General features: G+C 28.7%; 19 protein-coding genes. 10 read left to right on the top strand and 9 right to left on the bottom strand.

The features are described 5' to 3' along the window. The first annotated feature begins 12 nt into the window (after positions 1-12). Positions 13-378: a four helix bundle protein gene (locus OLM55_RS06310; RefSeq protein ID WP_264560560.1), complete on the top strand. Its 366-nt coding sequence runs from the start codon at positions 13-15 to the stop codon at positions 376-378. A gap of 58 nt (positions 379-436) precedes the next feature. Continuing rightward, positions 437-1,048 (top strand): WbqC family protein, encoded by a 612-nt coding sequence (locus tag OLM55_RS06305; RefSeq protein WP_264560559.1) that lies wholly within the window; start codon positions 437-439, stop codon positions 1,046-1,048. On the opposite strand, the gene OLM55_RS06300 is transcribed toward OLM55_RS06305, so the two are convergent. The 7 genes from OLM55_RS06300 to OLM55_RS06270 form a co-directional block, all read right to left on the bottom strand. Then, on the bottom strand, positions 1,041-2,084 hold the full coding sequence (locus OLM55_RS06300; protein WP_264560602.1) for an endonuclease/exonuclease/phosphatase family protein: 1,044 nt from the start codon (positions 2,082-2,084) through the stop codon (positions 1,041-1,043). The genes OLM55_RS06305 and OLM55_RS06300 overlap by 8 nt on opposite strands. After that, on the bottom strand, positions 2,084-2,944 hold the full coding sequence (locus tag OLM55_RS06295) for a rhomboid family protein (protein ID WP_264560558.1): 861 nt from the start codon (positions 2,942-2,944) through the stop codon (positions 2,084-2,086). The genes OLM55_RS06300 and OLM55_RS06295 overlap by 1 nt, the downstream gene beginning before the upstream one ends. A gap of 12 nt (positions 2,945-2,956) precedes the next feature. Continuing rightward, positions 2,957-3,706, bottom strand: a complete 750-nt coding sequence (locus OLM55_RS06290) for a rhomboid family intramembrane serine protease (RefSeq protein ID WP_264560557.1) — start codon at positions 3,704-3,706, stop codon at positions 2,957-2,959. Then, complete coding sequence (gene mutL / locus OLM55_RS06285) at positions 3,703-5,562, bottom strand: DNA mismatch repair endonuclease MutL (RefSeq protein WP_264560556.1); 1,860 nt, start codon at positions 5,560-5,562, stop codon at positions 3,703-3,705. Before mutL ends, OLM55_RS06290 begins: the two co-directional genes overlap by 4 nt. Further along, positions 5,563-5,862, bottom strand: a complete 300-nt coding sequence (locus OLM55_RS06280) for a hypothetical protein (protein WP_264560555.1) — start codon at positions 5,860-5,862, stop codon at positions 5,563-5,565. Between the two features lie 109 nt (positions 5,863-5,971). Further along, the gene (ribH, locus tag OLM55_RS06275) at positions 5,972-6,460 is read right to left on the bottom strand and encodes a 6,7-dimethyl-8-ribityllumazine synthase (RefSeq protein WP_264560554.1); all 489 of its coding nucleotides are present in this window, start codon (positions 6,458-6,460) and stop codon (positions 5,972-5,974) included. A 1-nt stretch (position 6,461) separates the two neighbouring features. Beyond that, complete coding sequence (locus OLM55_RS06270; protein ID WP_264560553.1) at positions 6,462-7,247, bottom strand: tetratricopeptide repeat protein; 786 nt, start codon at positions 7,245-7,247, stop codon at positions 6,462-6,464. A gap of 124 nt (positions 7,248-7,371) precedes the next feature. On the opposite strand from OLM55_RS06270, the gene recF reads away from it, so the two are divergent. The 8 genes from recF to OLM55_RS06230 all read left to right on the top strand — a co-directional run bounded on the left by recF (position 7,372) and on the right by OLM55_RS06230 (position 15,667). After that, complete coding sequence (gene recF / locus OLM55_RS06265; RefSeq protein ID WP_264560552.1) at positions 7,372-8,451, top strand: DNA replication/repair protein RecF; 1,080 nt, start codon at positions 7,372-7,374, stop codon at positions 8,449-8,451. 43 nt (positions 8,452-8,494) lie between these two features. Beyond that, positions 8,495-9,502, top strand: a complete 1,008-nt coding sequence (gene murB / locus OLM55_RS06260) for a UDP-N-acetylmuramate dehydrogenase (RefSeq protein WP_264560551.1) — start codon at positions 8,495-8,497, stop codon at positions 9,500-9,502. A 60-nt stretch (positions 9,503-9,562) separates the two neighbouring features. Then, entirely contained in the window at positions 9,563-9,766 is a 204-nt protein-coding gene (locus OLM55_RS06255) for a membrane or secreted protein (RefSeq protein WP_264560550.1), read from the top strand. Between the two features lie 15 nt (positions 9,767-9,781). Further along, complete coding sequence (locus tag OLM55_RS06250) at positions 9,782-10,891, top strand: glycosyltransferase (protein ID WP_264560549.1); 1,110 nt, start codon at positions 9,782-9,784, stop codon at positions 10,889-10,891. Continuing rightward, positions 10,882-11,448, top strand: a complete 567-nt coding sequence (locus OLM55_RS06245) for an RNA polymerase sigma factor (RefSeq protein ID WP_264560548.1) — start codon at positions 10,882-10,884, stop codon at positions 11,446-11,448. The genes OLM55_RS06250 and OLM55_RS06245 overlap by 10 nt, the downstream gene beginning before the upstream one ends. A gap of 105 nt (positions 11,449-11,553) precedes the next feature. Continuing rightward, on the top strand, positions 11,554-12,423 hold the full coding sequence (gene lipA, locus OLM55_RS06240; RefSeq protein ID WP_264560547.1) for a lipoyl synthase: 870 nt from the start codon (positions 11,554-11,556) through the stop codon (positions 12,421-12,423). A 2-nt stretch (positions 12,424-12,425) separates the two neighbouring features. Next, positions 12,426-13,427, top strand: a complete 1,002-nt coding sequence (gene gap / locus OLM55_RS06235; RefSeq protein WP_264560546.1) for a type I glyceraldehyde-3-phosphate dehydrogenase — start codon at positions 12,426-12,428, stop codon at positions 13,425-13,427. 41 nt (positions 13,428-13,468) lie between these two features. After that, a complete protein-coding gene (locus tag OLM55_RS06230; protein ID WP_264560545.1) occupies positions 13,469-15,667 on the top strand; it encodes an ATP-binding protein in 2,199 nt (732 codons plus the stop codon). Here OLM55_RS06230 and OLM55_RS06225 read toward each other — a convergent pair. Continuing rightward, positions 15,657-16,469: a purine-nucleoside phosphorylase gene (locus tag OLM55_RS06225; protein ID WP_264560544.1), complete on the bottom strand. Its 813-nt coding sequence runs from the start codon at positions 16,467-16,469 to the stop codon at positions 15,657-15,659. The two genes, OLM55_RS06230 and OLM55_RS06225, sit on opposite strands and share 11 nt — an antisense overlap. Then, positions 16,441-17,460: a tetraacyldisaccharide 4'-kinase gene (gene lpxK / locus OLM55_RS06220; protein ID WP_264560543.1), complete on the bottom strand. Its 1,020-nt coding sequence runs from the start codon at positions 17,458-17,460 to the stop codon at positions 16,441-16,443. Before lpxK ends, OLM55_RS06225 begins: the two co-directional genes overlap by 29 nt. Between the last annotated feature and the right edge of the window lie 38 nt (positions 17,461-17,498).

Below are 17,498 nucleotides of genomic sequence, written 5' to 3'. Positions count from 1 at the left end.
TAGTTTACAAACATGTATACGTATTCATTTGAAAAACTAGAAGTTTGGCAAGAATCTAAAGATTTCTGTGTATTAATTTACAAAATAACTTCAAGTTTTCCAGATGATGAAAAATTTGGACTAACATCACAATTAAGAAGAGCTACTGTTTCAATAAGCTCTAACATTGCTGAAGGATCTGCCAGAAGTACTTATAAGGACAAAGCGCATTTTACAACTATTGCTTTTAGTTCTGCAATAGAAGTATTAAATCAGTTAATTATCGCTTTTGAATTAAATTATATTTCTGAAGAAACTTATCAAAACTTAAGAGGAAAAATAGAAAGTGTAACGAACAAATTAAATGCTTTGAGAAAATTCCAACAATCTAAAATTTAATTTTTTACAGTATTTATATTAACAAATAACCAAAGCAACAAATCAACCATTTAAAAGAATGAACATTCTAATACATCCAACCTACTTTCCATCAATTAGCCATTATGTGGCAATGATGAAAGCGGAAACGATTACTTTTGAAGTGGAAGATAACTTTCAAAAACAAAGCAATCGCAATAGGATGTATATTTATAGTCCTAATGGCTTACAATTATTAAATATTCCTATTGTTAATTCTTCCGAAAAACATCAAAAATATAAAGATGTGAAAATAGACAACAGCACTGATTGGCAAAAGAATCATTCTAAATCATTAGAAGCTGCTTATAGAAATTCGCCCTTTTATGAAATTTTAGAATATGATTTTCAACCAATTTTTGAAAAAAAACACAGCTTTTTATTAGACCTAAATTTTCAAATTTTTGAAATAATAAATGAATGTTTAAGAGTTGAATTGCCTTTTTCTAAAACTACCGAATATTTTCATGAAACTAATCAATTTACAGATTTTAGAAATTTAGTAAACGGAAAAAAAGACACTTTTACAAACGATCGTTACACACAAGTTTTTGAGGAAAAAGAAGGATTTCTAACAAACTTAAGTATTTTAGATTTACTTTTTAATGAAGGAAGATGCGCTAAAGATTATTTGAAAAATCAACTTATTTAAGATTTTTAACATCTAAATTTAATCGTGTAAATACAGGGAAATGATCACTTAACTGAACCGTATTATCGGTTTTAAATTCTTTTACTTCAATTCCTTCTTCTACAAAAACATAATCAATTCGAGCGGGATAATATTTAAAATTATAAGAAGCACCAAAGCCCGAACCTGCTTTTTCAAAAGCATCTGCCATATTTCCTTTTATATTTCTATAAACGTAAGAAAAAGCGCTATTATTCATATCTCCACAAACAATTTTAGGGAAATGACATTCTTCATAGTGTTTTTGAATTAATTCCGATTGTAATTGTTGTTCTTTAAAAGCACTACTTATTCTTTTAAAAATAAATCTAGACTTATTTTCATCAATATTTTCATGAATATCTGTACTAATTTTAATAGATTGCAAATGCATGCTATAAACCCTTACTGTATCAATATTTTTAATTATATCTACATAAATAACATTATTACTTGAGTTTGGAAAATTAATTTCACCTTTATTAACAATCTCAAATTTAGAAAAAATAGCTTGTCCGTATTTGTTCTTACCTCCTTCAACTTTAATGTATTTATAACCAAAATTTCTAACTCTCACTTTATCATTTGGAGAATATTCTTGTAAACATAAAATATCTGGATTATAACTTTGAATAACTTCTGTAATTTGCTCAGGAACTTCTTTATTGGGTAACCATTCATATAAATTAAACAAACGTACATTAAAACTCATTAAGGTAAAATCTGTAGTTTCATCTTGAATATTAGTTTCTGAAAATTTATAAAATTTATTAATAAAAGTAAAACCAATTAAAAGCACAAAAGCTGAAAGAAATATTTTACGTTTTAACTGAAGCAACCATATAACGAAAAAAAGAAAGTTTAAAAAAAGAAAAAAAGGTAATGATAAAGTTAAAACGCTTAAAAAAGGAAATAGTTTAGGTGACAAAAAAGGTAGTATATAAGCAAGTAACGTTAACAAAGCTAATACTTTATTTAAGAAAAAGGCTATTTTACTTATCCACGATTCTTGTTGCATCATTTACCTGCTTTAAATAGAAATTCTTTTTCTTCTTTTGTTAAACTATCATAACCCGATTGTGAAATTCTATCCAAAATATCATCAATCTTTTTCTGGTCCATTGTCTTTTCTTTTTTTGTGAAAGATGTAGAACTTGGATTCGATTTATTTTTATGAACTTTTTTAAAAGTCGTTTTTTTCTTAGGTTTTAAACAATTTTCAAAAAATTCTTGGATCGAAGATATCAATTTAGAAACATCTGTACCAGAATTTAACATTTTAATATATAAAAAGCCAAATAAAGCTCCAGCTAAATGTGCTAAATGTCCTCCACTATTATCTAAAGGCAATTGAATTAAATCTAATAAAACAATCACAAAAGCAACTTGCCAAAGTTTTACAACTCCTATAAGCATTAATCTAATTTGCATAAAAGGTGCGTAAGTTGCAGTTGCAATTAACAAAGCCATTATGGCGCCACTTGCTCCAACTAATACAGAAGATTTTCCAATAAGTAAAAATGATACTAAGAAAACTATTCCAGAGAAAATTCCACCAAGAACATATAAACCAAATAATTGTTTTTGGGTAAAATACGTTTCAAACAATCGACCTGAAAAATGCAAAACCATCATGTTAAAAAGCAAATGCAAAAAACCTGCATGCAAAAACATATAACTAAACAATGTCCAAGGCGAAAAAATAAAATCATCAGAATTAGAATACAATGCTAACCAAGACGGAAAATTAAAATTACCAAATGAAAAATTATAGAAGAAAAGTAAAGACAATAAATAAAGTCCAATATTCCAAAATATTAGTTTTTGAACAATTCCTCCTGTTCTATATTGACTTTTTATATCTTCAATTATGCTCATTTTTTCAATAAATTAGTTCCAACGATTATTATTAAACTGATTTTTTTTCCAGTACCACATCATTAAAAATCCGCATAAAGCACCACCAAGATGTGCAAAATGTGCTACTCCAGTTCCACCACTTCCAAATAATGAATTTCCTTTTAAACCAAGAAATAAATCAATTGCTAAAATAACAGGAACAAAATATTTTGCTTTTACCGGAACAGGAATAAACATTAAAGCCAACTCAGCATTTGGAAACATAAAGGCAAAAGCAACTAATAATCCATAAATAGCTCCAGAAGCTCCAACTGCAGGCGCTAAGTAAGCACTAGCCATATTATCCATTGTAGTTTGCGAAATAATTTCAAGCCACTGTGTATTGTATTTTCCTTCGTTTAAAACTTGAAAAATTTCAGCTTGATTGATTCCGTTTTCTACCAAAATACCTAAACCATGATGAAATAAATAATAATTAACTCCTGTATGCAACAACATTGCACCCATTCCGCATGACAAATAGAAAAACAAGAATTTTTTACCTCCCCAAAATTGCTCTAAAGTACTTCCAAAAGAAACCAAAGCAAACATATTAAAGAAAATATGCATTAAACCACCATGCATAAACATGTGTGTTATAGGCTGCCAAATTCTAAATTTATCTCCTTCAAAATAATGCAAGGCCAATAGTTCCGATGAATTAGGAACTAAATAACTCCCTACAAAAAAAATAATATTAATGATTAGCAATTGCTTAACCATTTCAGTCATGTTCATCATAAAGCAAATTTTTTATCTAAATCTTCAACACTTAACGTGATGAATGTTGGTTTATTAAAAGGCGAAACACTTGCGTCTTTACACGCAAATAATCCGTTTACTAAATTTTCTTGTTCTTTTTCGGTTAAATATGCTCCATTTTTTACAGCAATACTTTTTGCCATTGATTTTGCAATTCCATCGTTTAATGAAAAGGAATTTTCCGGAATTTCTTCTTGTAAAGTAGTTATCAACTCTTCAATTACAATAGGGATTTCACTTTCTTGAACATTTACTGGTATTCCAGAAATTAAGACTTTATCCTTTTCTATAGAATCAAAAATAAAACCGGTATTTTCTAACGAAGGCTTTAATTCTAAAATAAACTGAACTTCATCATTTGAAAAATATAATTCTAATGGAAATAACAATTGCTGACTTGAAGCTTTATTTACGGTAATATTCGTTAAAAATTGCTCGTACAAAATGCGCTGATGTGCTCTACTTTGATTAATTACAAGCATTCCTGATTTTATTGAACTTACTATGTATTTTTTATGAATTTGATACGTTCTAGAAGGTGAATCTTCAATTTCTCTATCGTTAAACAAAGAACCTGTTATTTCATGATTTTCAAAAGAATGAGAATGAATCTCTTGTGTGTCATGTTTTAATCCAACGTATAAATTATCCCACTGAAGATCTTTTGTTTTTGATTTATAAGTTACACTTGACGAACTTGAATGCTCTTTTTTAGTTCCCTCACTCGATTCGAAAGGATTAAAAGTGGTATCGATTTGAATGGTTGGAAATTCTCCTTCTTTATTCTTATAATCGTATGGTGTATCTAAATTAGCATCTCTTTCAAAGTCTAAAACTGGCGCAACATTAAATTGGCCCAAACTATGTTTCACAGCCGAACGCAAAATAGCATATAAAGCATGTTCATCGTCAAACTTAATTTCAGTTTTCGTTGGATGAATATTAATATCTATAGTATTTGGCGGAACATTTAAATACAAAAAGTAACTTGGTTGATTTCCTTCACGCAATAAACCTTCATAAGCATTCATAATTGCATGATGTAAATATCCGCTTTTAATGAAACGATCATTAACAAAGAAAAATTGCTCTCCTCTACTCTTTTTTGCATGTTCTGGCTTACCTACAAAACCACCAATAGAAACAATCTCAGTATCTTCGGTAACAGGTACTAATTTTTCATTAGTCTTGCCTCCAAACACATTTACAATTCGCTGTCTGTAGTTTGAATTTGGCAAATTAAACGTTTCACTTCCGTTATGAATTAAGGTAAAATAGATTGAAGGATGTGCCAAAGCAACACGTTGAAATTCATCTACAATATGCCTAAATTCAACTGTATCTGATTTTAAGAAATTTCTACGAGCCGGAATATTAAAAAATAAATTTTTAACCGCAAAAGAAGTTCCTTTAGGCAACACAGCAACATCTTGAGAAACAAATTTACTTCCTTCAATGATAATATGCGTTCCTAATTCTTCTTGTTCTTGTTTGGTTTTTAACTCAACATGTGCAATAGCAGCAATGGAAGCCAAAGCTTCACCACGAAAACCTTTAGTATTTAAAGCAAATAAATCTTCTGCATTACGGATTTTCGATGTTGCATGTCTTTCAAAACACAAACGAGCATCGGTAACATTCATACCTGAACCATTATCAATAACTTGCACTAGTGTTTTACCAGCATCTTTAACAATTAATTTAATATCTGTTGCCTTTGCGTCTATAGCATTTTCAATTAATTCTTTAACTACAGAAGCAGGTCGCTGAACGACTTCCCCTGCTGCAATTTGATTGGCAACATGATCTGGTAATAGTTGAATTATACTTGACATTTATTGTTTTCTAAAAATAGATAAATCAAAATCGATGATGTACATAAAGAGCAAAAGCAATACTAAAACTATAATCATAATTCTAATATTAAAATTTCTATTTCCTCTGTGACGACTGTTTTGACGTGCTTCACTCCAATGTGCTCTCAAATCATTATAACTTACGGCGTCTCTATCTTTTTTAATAATAGAGTCAAAATCATAAGGATTGTCAATCACTTTTCCTTCATAGTGACGCGGAGTATAATTAAATTTTTTATTTTTTGGCAACTTCATTGAGCCACGACCGAATTTAAACATATCAATCTATTTTTTTCAAATTTAAGAATTTCTAATCTTTTTTATCTGAATTATTTGTTAACAAAAATCCCGCCAATAGCGGGATTTTAATTTTATAAGTAATAAAAAATTAAGCTTTTTTATTTAAATCTACCATTTTAATTGCGGCAATTGCAGCTTCAGTACCTTTATTTCCGTGTTTCCCACCACTTCTATCAATTGACTGTTGCATTGAATTATCGGTTAATAAACAAAAAATTGTAGGAACATCGTATTTCAAATTTAAATCTTTAACACCTTGAGTAACCCCTTCGCATACAAACTCAAAATGCATAGTTTCTCCTTTAATTACACATCCAATTGCAATGACGCAATCTACTTTTTGAGTTTCAATCATTCTCTTAGAACCATAAATCAACTCAAAACTTCCAGGAACATCCCAACGGATTATATTTTCTGACAAAGCACCACAATCTAACAATGCAGCTTTTGCTCCGTTGAATAAACCATTAGTTATCTCGTCATTCCATTCTGAAACAACAATCCCAAACCGAAAGTCTTTCGCGTTTGGGATTGTGTTTTTATCGTATTGTGATAAGTTTTTATTTTCTGTAGCCATATTATTCTGTCATCGCAATATAAGCGTCAATATTTAATCCTTCTTTTGAAGTTTCGTATTTTTCTTTAATTTGAGTAAACAATTTATTTGCTTCTTCTTTTTTATTTGCTATTAATGCTAATTGTGCAGCTTTAAATAAAAATCTTGGTGTAGTAAAATCATTTTCATTAGTTTCTGCAGCTTTTTTGTAATAAGAAATAGCGTCATCAACTTTATTCGTTTCAGAATAAGCGTCACCTAAACCACCTAATGCCAATGCATTTAACATCATATCTTTTGAAGAAAATTCTAATAAATACTTTTCAGCATTTTTAAAATCTTTAATATTCAAATAAGACATTCCTGCATAATAATTAGCTAAATTTCCTGCTTTTGTTCCAGAATATTGATCTGCAACACCTGTAAAACCAAGTTTTCCTTCACCGCCTTTTAATGCAAGATTAAATAATGAATCTGGATTTTCAGTATTAGATAAAGCTTGATTAAAATATTCTTGAGCTTGAAAAATTTCACTAAATGCTTTATCTTCTTTTGGTTGAGCAACAAATTTATCAAATAATAAATAACCAATTGTTACTAATGCAATTGCACCTACAACTCCTAATACTAATTTTTGATTTTTAGCAACCCAGTCTTCAGTTTTAGAAGCAGTTTCATCTAAAGTATTAAAAACTTCTTCAGTTGTACTTTCTCCTGAAGTTTCAATTACTTCTTCAAATTCATTTGCATTAGTATCTAATTCTTCTGGTTTTGAAGCTTTATAGCCTCTTTTGTTATATGTTGCCATTTATTTTAAATTTATTGAGGTGCAAAAATATAATTTTTATTGAAAATTAAAAGCCCTTTTTATGGTTATTTTTCTATTTTGCAACTACTTTTGCAATATTGCTACAAATAAAGGAAAATAAACTGTGTATTTAAAACAATTGTCATTATTAAATTATAAAAACATTTCAGATAAGTCTTTTGATTTTGATGAAAAGGTAAATTGTTTTGTAGGAAAAAATGGCAAAGGAAAAACTAATATTTTAGACGCTATTTTTCATTTATCTTATGGTAAAAGTTATTTTAATCCGCTTGCCGTTCAAAACATTAAACATGAGGAAGAGTTTTTTTTAATTGACGGAACCTTTTCTAAATATGACAAAGAAGAAAAAATTGCTTGTAGTTTAAAAAGAGGTCAGAAAAAAGTTTTAAAACGAAATAATAAAATTTACGATAAACTTTCAGATCATGTTGGTTTTATTCCTCTTGTAATCATTTCTCCTTCTGATACAAATTTAATTTCTGAAGGAAGCGATGTAAGACGTAAATTTATTGATAGTGTAATTTCTACTTTAGACAATTCATACCTTAATGAATTAATTCAATATAATAAATTAATTGCTCAACGAAATGCGTTACTAAAATATTTCGCATTAAATCAGTCTTTTGACATTGATACTTTAAGTATATATAATGAGCAAATTATTCCTATTGGGACTAATATTTTTGAAAAGAGAAAAGAATTCCTAGAAAGTTTTATTCCTATTTTTCAAAAGTATTACCAATTAATAACAGATAATGCCGAAAATGTACAATTAGTATATTCGAGTAATTTATTTGAAAACACTTTAGCTGAACTTTTATCAAATAACATCAATAAAGATAGAGCTTTACAATATACAAGTGTAGGGATCCATAAAGATGATTTATCTTTTGAAATTGACAACTTTCCTATTAAAAAATTTGGTTCGCAGGGACAACAAAAATCGTTTTTAATTGCCTTGAAATTAGCTCAATTTGACTTTATAAAACAACAAAGTGGCGTTTTACCTATTTTATTGTTTGATGATATTTTTGACAAACTAGACGAATCCAGAGTTCAAAAAATTGTAACAATGGTAAATGACGAAGTTTTTGGGCAAATATTTATTTCCGACACTCATGTTGAAAGAACTGAAGCTATAATTAAAAGCACACATCAATCTTACGCTATATTTCAGTTATAACTGAAATTATTCTTACTTTTACACTGATTTTTTTACACAACTTATGAATATTCAATCTGATTTTTCGTTAAAAACATATAATACCTTTGGAATTGAAGCTAAAGCTAAAGAATTTACTTCTGTACAAAACATTAAAGAACTTATTGACGTTTTAAAACTGAATAAAGATATTTTTGTTTTAGGCGGCGGAAGCAACATGTTACTTACACAGAACATTAACAAACTGGTTGTACATGTAGATTTAAAAGGAATTTCTATTGTTAAAGAAAGTGAAGATTATGTTTGGATAAAAGCAAATGCTGGAGAAAATTGGCATGAATTTATTTTATGGTGCATTGAGCATAATTATGGAGGAATTGAAAACTTATCACTTATTCCAGGAAATGTAGGAACTACTCCAATTCAAAATATTGGCGCTTATGGCGTTGAAATAAAAGATGTTTTTTCTTCGTGCGAAGCCATTTCTATAAACAACCAAAGTATTACAACTTTTGAAAAAGAAGATTGTAATTTTGGATACAGAGAAAGTGTTTTTAAAAACGAATTAAAAAATCAATACATTATAACAAGTGTTGTTTTTAAACTTACCAAAAAAAATCACAAAACCAATAGTTCTTATGGCGCTATTGAAGCTGAATTAGCACAAAACAATATTACAAATCCTTCTATAAAAGATATAAGTAATGCTGTAATTGCTATTAGAAAAAGTAAACTTCCAGATCCAAAAGTTTTAGGAAACAGTGGCAGTTTTTTTAAAAACCCAATTGTACCAATAGAAACATACAAAAAAGCAGTTCTTCAATATCCAGAAATGCCCCATTATGTTGTTTCTAACACAGAAGTAAAAGTCCCAGCAGGCTGGTTAATTGAACAAGCTGGATTTAAAGGTAAAAGATTTGGTGACGCAGGAATTCATGAAAAACAAGCATTAGTACTTGTTAATTATGGAAATGCAACTGGCCAAGAGATTGTTGAACTTTCAAAACACATTCAAAAAACTATTTTAGACAAGTATGGCATTGCTATTGAAGCAGAAGTTAATATTATTTAACCTTTTTTTGCACTTCTTTACTGTTTGTTTTGTAAATTTGCAGACTCTAAAAATTAAAAAATGAAACTTGTTTTATTAACTATCGGGTTACTTGCAATTGCATTTGCTGGAATTGCAATTAAAATATGGGCAAAAAAAGATGGGAAATTTTCTGGAACTTGTGCAAGCCAAAGTCCGTTTTTAAATAAAGATGGAGAAAACTGTAGTTTTTGTGGAAAAACTCCTGAACAAATGCAAGATTGCACTAACGATTCTGCAAAATAATTACCTTAAAAACATATGGTTTTAAATATACTTTTAGTAAGTTTTATAGTAATCATTTCTATACAAATAATTTACTATTTATTCATTTTTGGTAATTTTTCATTTGGGAAAATAAAGAACGGTAGTTCTCAAAGATTTCCTGTTTCAGTTATTGTTTGTGCTAAAAACGAAGCAGAAAACGTTAAAGCATATTTTCCACTTTTAATCAATCAAAATTACCCTGAATTTGAAATCGTTCTTATCGATGATGCTTCTAGTGACGAAACTTTAGATTTATTTGAAGAATATGAAAAACAATATTCTAATGTTAAGTTGGTTAAAGTTCAAAATAATGAAACCTTTTGGGGAAACAAAAAATATGCGCTAACACTTGGAATTAAAGTTGCAAAATACAAACATTTATTATTTATTGATGCTGATTGCAAACCTGCTTCAACTGAATGGATAAGTAATATGAGTATGAACTTCACTCCTAAAAAAACTATTGTTTTAGGTTATGGCGCATACAATAAAGTTAAAGGTTCATTTTTAAACAAAATCATCCGTTTTGAAACTTTAATGACTGCCGTACAGTATTTTTCTTGGGCTAAAATGGGAGCTCCATATATGGGAGTTGGTCGAAATTTGGCTTACAAAAGCGATGAATTTTACAAAGTAAATGGTTTTATAGATCATATGAAAATTCGCTCTGGAGATGATGATCTATTCATTAATCAAGCCAGTACAAAAGAAAATACAACTATATGTATTGAACCAAATAGTTTTACTTATTCTGATGCTAAAACAACTTTTAGCGATTGGTTTAATCAAAAAAGAAGACATATTTCAACCGCTAAATATTATAAAGCGTTTGATCAATTTCAATTGGGTTTGTTTTACTCTACGCAATTATTCACTTTAATTCTAGGAATACTTTTACTAGCATTCAATCATCAACTTATAATTGTTGCAGCATTACTAGGCTCTAGATATATTATAGCATGGATCTCTTTAGGCTTTAGCGCTTCTAAATTAAAAGAAAGGGATATTATGTATTTTTACCCTTTTATTGAAATAATACTTATATTCACACAATTGTATTTATTTATCTTAAACCTATTCTCAAAACCTAAGCATTGGAAATAACTTCAGAAATAATTCAAAAAAACATTGAAAAAGCTAAAAATGGCGACCAAGTTGCGTTTACTTTTTTATTAGATTTCTTTTGGAATGAAGTTTTTGGATACATGCTTAAGAGGACTGAAAATGAAGCCGATACTGATGATATTGTAATTGAAACTTTTGCAAAAGCATTTGATAAAATTGCAACCTATAATCCCGAATTTGGCTTTAACACTTGGTTAATTGCAATTGCGAAAAACGTTCACATTGACATGTTACGAAAAAAGAAAACCTCTTTATTTTTAGACATGAACAATAACGAGAACAATCAGGCTTATCAAATTATTGATGAAACTCCAAGTGCTGAAGACGACATTATTACAGAACAAAATCTTTCGCAATTATTAGGCTATATTAAAGAATTAAAACCCGCTTATCAAGAAGTAATTCAATTGCGTTATTTTCAGGAAATGAGCTACATTGATATTTCGGAAACTCTTGAAGAACCTTTAAATAATATTAAAGTAAAACTACTTAGAGCTAAGAAACTACTAGCTGAAATTATTTCTAAAAGAAATTAATTTTACTAGAAGTCATAAAGAATAGATAAAAACTTCTTAATTCCAACTTCTTAATTCCAACTTCTTGTTATCTTTGTGTTTTAAACCACATTTGAAAAAGATAAAATGGCAACAGAAAATGTTTTTCCACCTAGAGAACCAAAACCAAAATGGCTTCGTGTAAAATTACCAACCGGTAAAAAATATACTGAATTAAGAGGTTTAGTAGATAAATACAAGTTAAATACTATTTGCACATCTGGTAGTTGCCCTAATATGGGAGAGTGCTGGGGAGAAGGAACTGCTACATTTATGATTCTTGGAAATATTTGTACGCGTTCGTGTGGTTTTTGCGGTGTAAAAACTGGAAGACCAGAAACGGTTGACTGGGACGAACCCGAAAAAGTAGCGCGTTCTATTAAATTAATGGGAATTAAACACGCTGTTATTACAAGTGTTGATAGAGATGATTTAAAAGACATGGGATCAATCATTTGGGCTGAAACTGTAAAAGCCATCAGACGAATGAACCCAACCACAACTCTTGAAACTTTAATCCCTGACTTTCAAGGAAACACAAGAAATTTAGATCGAATTATTGAAGTTGCTCCAGAAGTAGTTTCTCATAATATGGAAACCGTAAAACGTTTAACTAGAGAAGTTAGAATTCAGGCTAAATATGAAAAAAGCTTAGAAGTTTTACGTTATTTAAAAGAACAAGGTATTAAAAGAACTAAATCGGGAATTATGCTTGGTTTAGGAGAAACTGAAGAAGAAGTAATACAAGTGCTTCATGATTTAGCAGATGCTAAAGTAGACATTGTAACCATTGGTCAATATTTACAACCTTCAAAAAAACATTTACCAGTTAAAGAATTTATTCGTCCTGAACAATTTGAGAAGTACGAAAAAATAGGAAAAGAACTTGGTTTTAGACATGTAGAAAGTGGCGCATTAGTTCGTTCTTCTTATCATGCAGAAAAACACATCCATTAAAAATGAGTAAAATAAGAATTGCTATTAACGGCTATGGAAGAATAGGTCGAAATTTATTTCGTTTATTGCTTAATCATCCTACCATTGAAGTAATAGCCATAAATGACATTGCTGACAACAAAACAATGAGTCATTTAACAAAATATGATAGTATTCACGGAGTTTTACCTTATGAAGTAGGTTTTACAAACTCATCTATTATTGTTGACAAAAAAGAATATTTATTTTTTCACGAAAAAGAAATTTCTAATTTAGATTGGAAAACATTAAATATTGACATTGTCATTGAAGCTACAGGAAAATTCAAAACATATGAATTAGCCAACCAACATATTACTGCGGGTGCTAAAAAAGTAATACTTTCCGCTCCTGCTGAAGACGAAACTATTAAAACAGTCGTTATGGGAATTAACGAAAGTATTTTAGACGGTTCTGAAGTTATTGTTTCCAATGCCAGTTGTACTACTAATAATGCAGCACCAATGATAAAAGTAATGCAATCATTGGGCGAAATACAGCAAGCTTACATTACAACTATTCATTCTTACACTACAGATCAAAGTTTACACGATCAACCACATAAAGATTTAAGAAGAGCTCGTGGAGCATCGCAATCTATTGTACCTACAACAACTGGAGCTGCAAAAGCAATAACTAAGATTTTTCCTGATTTAGATGGAAAAATTGGTGGTTGCGGAATTCGAGTTCCTGTACCAGATGGTTCTTTAACCGATATTACTTTCAATTTAAAAGAAAAAGTAACCATTGAAGAAATCAATAACGCATTTAAAAAAGCTTCTGAAACAGAATTATCAGGAATATTAGCTTATACAGAAGATCCAATAGTTTCAGTAGATATTATTGGAAACCCAAATTCTTGTTTATTTGATTCGCAATTAACAAGTGTAATTGATAATATGGTAAAAGTTGTAGGCTGGTATGATAATGAAATTGGTTATTCTTCGAGATTAATTGACTTAATTAGCTTTATCTCCAAAAAATAATTTTTATATTTATAAAAAATATTTCACTAAAGTTTTAAGCATTGCAAATTAAAAGATACTTATTCTCTCTTTTATTCTTAACTTCATTAAGTTATTCACAATCGCTATATAAAGAAACTACTAAAATAAATGATAGTGTAGATTACTTTTTAGAAGTCGCTGTTTTTAATAAAGATGATAAAAAATCATTTAATAAGGCAATTATTTATACTGAAAAAGCAATTGAATATGCTAAAGAAAACAATCTAAATGAAAAATTAGCAGATTGTTATTTAGTTCTTGGAAGTATTCATTTTGATTTAAACAAGATGGATAGTGCCATTGAAAACTTTATAAGAAGCATCAATTATTACAACAAAAAAGAAAAAAGCACCAACTTAGCTTTAGCCTATTATAATTTAGGTAATTGTTATTTAGAAAAAAACAAAACAGATCTTTCTGAAATTTACTTTAACAAATCTGCCCAACTTTACAATCAACTTAATTTTCCAGATGCAATTGATTTGATAAATCTTCAAAAAGGTATTATTCAAAAAAACAAACATAATTATTCTGAAGCAGAAATTATTTTTCAAAACATAATTACAGATGTTACAAATGAAGATTTTATTGATACTAAAGTAGAAGCTTTATTTCAATTAGGCCAAATTTATTTCATTAAAAAAAACAACGTTAGATCTATTCAATATTTTGAAAAATCGCTGAAAACAAATAAATCAGGAAATAAAAACATTCAATTAGAAATAAAAATACTTAAAGAACTAAGCAAACTATATCAATCAACACAGCAGTTTGAAAAATCAAATTTTTACTTAGAAAAATATGCTGAAATATTAGATTCTATAGGTAGTGATTTTAATAATTTAATTTCAGAAAACACATTCAATGAAATTAAATTTGACAAACAACTTCAAACTATTGAACAATTAGACAAGGAGAAAAAAAGCCAACAAAGAACCTTACGATTTTCAAAATTAATAAGTATATTGAGTATTGCCTTAATTTCAATTTTGTCTTTATTGAGTTTATCTTTATATAAAAATAATAAGATTAGAATAAGCACAAATAAGTTGTTAAAAACAAAAAACAAAGAGTTAATTGCTCAGAAAGAAAAAGTTGAACTAGCCTCAAAAGCACGTTCAAAATTTTTAGCAACAGTTAGTCATGAATTAAGAACACCTTTAAATGCAATTAATGGTATAACTTACTTATTACTACAAGAAAACCCTAAACCAAGTCAGCTTGAATATTTAAAATCGTTAGAGTTTTCAGGTAATTACTTATTAAATTTCATTAACGATATATTAGAAATTAATCGTTTAGAATCAAATAAAGTTTCTAATGAAAAAATAAATTTTAATATTGTTGAATTAGCCGAAAATATTAAAACATCGTTTAACGAATTTATTTCTGAAAACAATATTGATTTTCGCACCAACATTGACAGTTCAATTAACTACAACCTTATTGGTGATCAAACAAAATTATCTCAAGTATTAATTAACTTATTGAACAATGCTATTAAATTTAGTAAAAATGGTATTGTTTGGTTAACTATTAAAAAATCTTTTGAAACAAAAGATGAAGTAGTATTATTTTTTGAAATTAAAGATAACGGAATTGGAATTCCATTAGATAAACAAGATTCCATTTTTGATAGTTTCAGTCAAGGTTCTGTTGAAATAAATAGGACTTTTGGAGGAACAGGACTTGGGTTATCTATTGTAAAGAAAATTTTAGAAATAATGGGTTCTCAAATTACATTATCAAGTGATGGAAAATCTGGAAGTACATTTAGTTTCTCTATTAATTTTAAAAAATCAAATACAATTACTAACACCGATAACTCTGAACCAGTACTAGAAATTGATACTTCAAACAAAAAAATATTATTAGTAGAAGACAATAAAATCAATCAAATGATTACACAAAAAATGTTAGACCGTAAAAACATTGCTTGTGTAATTATTGATAATGGAGAAGATGCTATAGAACATATGAAAACTAATTCATATGATTTAATTTTAATGGATGTACATTTACCCGGAATAAACGGTACTGAAGCAACTGCCGAAATTAGAAAGTTTAATTCAACAATACCCATTATTGCTTTAACAGCAATTTCGTTAAACGAAAACAGAGAAATGTTACTTTCTTTTGGCATGAATGATGTAATAACAAAACCATTCTTACCAGAGAAATTCTATGAAATTGTAATTCAGTATTTAACTAATAAGTAAGAATAAATTCTTTAATTAGTTTTCTTACTATTGGTTCCGCTTTTTTTGCAGCTTCTAAAACTTCTTGATGATTTACTTCTTCAATATTTTCTTCATCTCCCATATCTGTAATAATAGAAACACCAATACAATCCATGTTCATGTGTTTTGCAACAATTACTTCTGGAACAGTAGACATTCCTACACAATCAGCACCAACAGCTTTAACCATTCTATATTCGGCTAAAGTTTCAAAAGTTGGCCCTTGTAAAGCCAAATAAACACCTTCCTTAAGGTCAATTTTATTTTCTTTAGCAATTGCTCTAACCTTAGCATTCATGCTTTTAGAATAAGGCTCACTCATATTCACAAAACGAGGCCCAAAACGAACATCATTACTTCCTCTTAGTGGATGTTCTGGCATCATATTTACGTGATCAGTTATTAACATGACATCGCCAACTTTAAAAGAAGGATTTACGCCACCTGAAGCATTTGAAACAACCAATTTATTAATCCCTAATTGTTTCATAACTCTTACCGGAAAAGTAACTTGCTTCATATCATAACCTTCATAATAATGAAAACGTCCTTGCATAGCCATCACTTTTTTATTTCCAATTGATCCAAAAAGCAAAGCTCCTTCGTGACCTTCAACTGTAGATATGGGAAAATTTGGAATGTCTTTATAAGCTAATTTATATTCGACTTCTATATCATTTACAAATCCGCCTAATCCAGAACCTAAAATTACGCCATAATCTGGTGTGCAATTAACTGTTTTTTGAATAAATTCAACTGTTTCTGCTACTTTTTCCCACATAATCTAAAATAATTTTATCTAAAACATCAGCCTCATTAAGAAATGCACTTTTAATAGGTAAATAGAAAAGTTGCTCTTTAGACAAACTTCCTTTTAATCGCATAAAGTCTTTTTCTGTTGTTATGATGGTTTTGTTATTTGCTAATTCTTTAATATTATCAATTTCTTTTTTAGTGAAATTATGATGATCTGAAAATTCTAAAACCAAATCATTCTCTTTTTTTAAATGACTTATAAAAGGAAATGGTTTTGCAATACCTGTAATAATTGTTTTCTCAGTTAGCTTTATCTCAGCTGTCTTAATTGGTTTAACTTCTGAATAAACTAATTCATCATACACAATTTTACTAAAAAAAACAGGAACATCAACATCTAACTTCTTCTTAATTTCACTCATTGCAAGTTCTGAAATATCTGAAGGACATTTAGTGACAATTATCATATTTGCTCTTTTTTTACCCGAACTTGGTTCTCGAAGGTTTCCAAAAGGTAAAATAAAATCGTCACAAAACAATTCTGAATAAGTCGTGAGTAAAATATAAAAGCCTGCTTTTACTTTTCGGTGTTGAAAAGCATCATCTAGCAAAATTATTTCTGGTTTATTTTCTAATTTTAAAAGCTGTGTAATTCCATTAATTCTGTTTGCATCAACAGCCACTTTTATTTTTGGAAATTTAGTAAAAAACTGAAAAGGCTCATCTCCTATTTCTTTAACCGTTGTAGAATTATTTGCTAAAACAAACCCATTCGTTTCTCTTTTATAACCACGACTTAAAGTCGCTACTTTAAAATTATCTTGTAATAAACGAATTAAATACTCAATTTGAGGCGTTTTTCCTGTTCCACCAACACTTAAATTACCTACAGCAATTATTGGCAAATCAAACGATTTACTTTTAAAAATTTGCTTATCATAAAAATAATTACGCATCCAAGTAACTATCCAATATACAAAAGCAACCGGAAAAAGTATTTTTCTTAAGAAATTCATAGTACGAAAGTAGCGATTTTTTATCTTTGAATAAAATA

This window comes from Flavobacterium sp. N2270, from assembly GCF_025947225.1.
GTDB lineage: Bacteria > Bacteroidota > Bacteroidia > Flavobacteriales > Flavobacteriaceae > Flavobacterium.
This window is presented reverse-complemented; position numbering and strand designations above follow the sequence as displayed.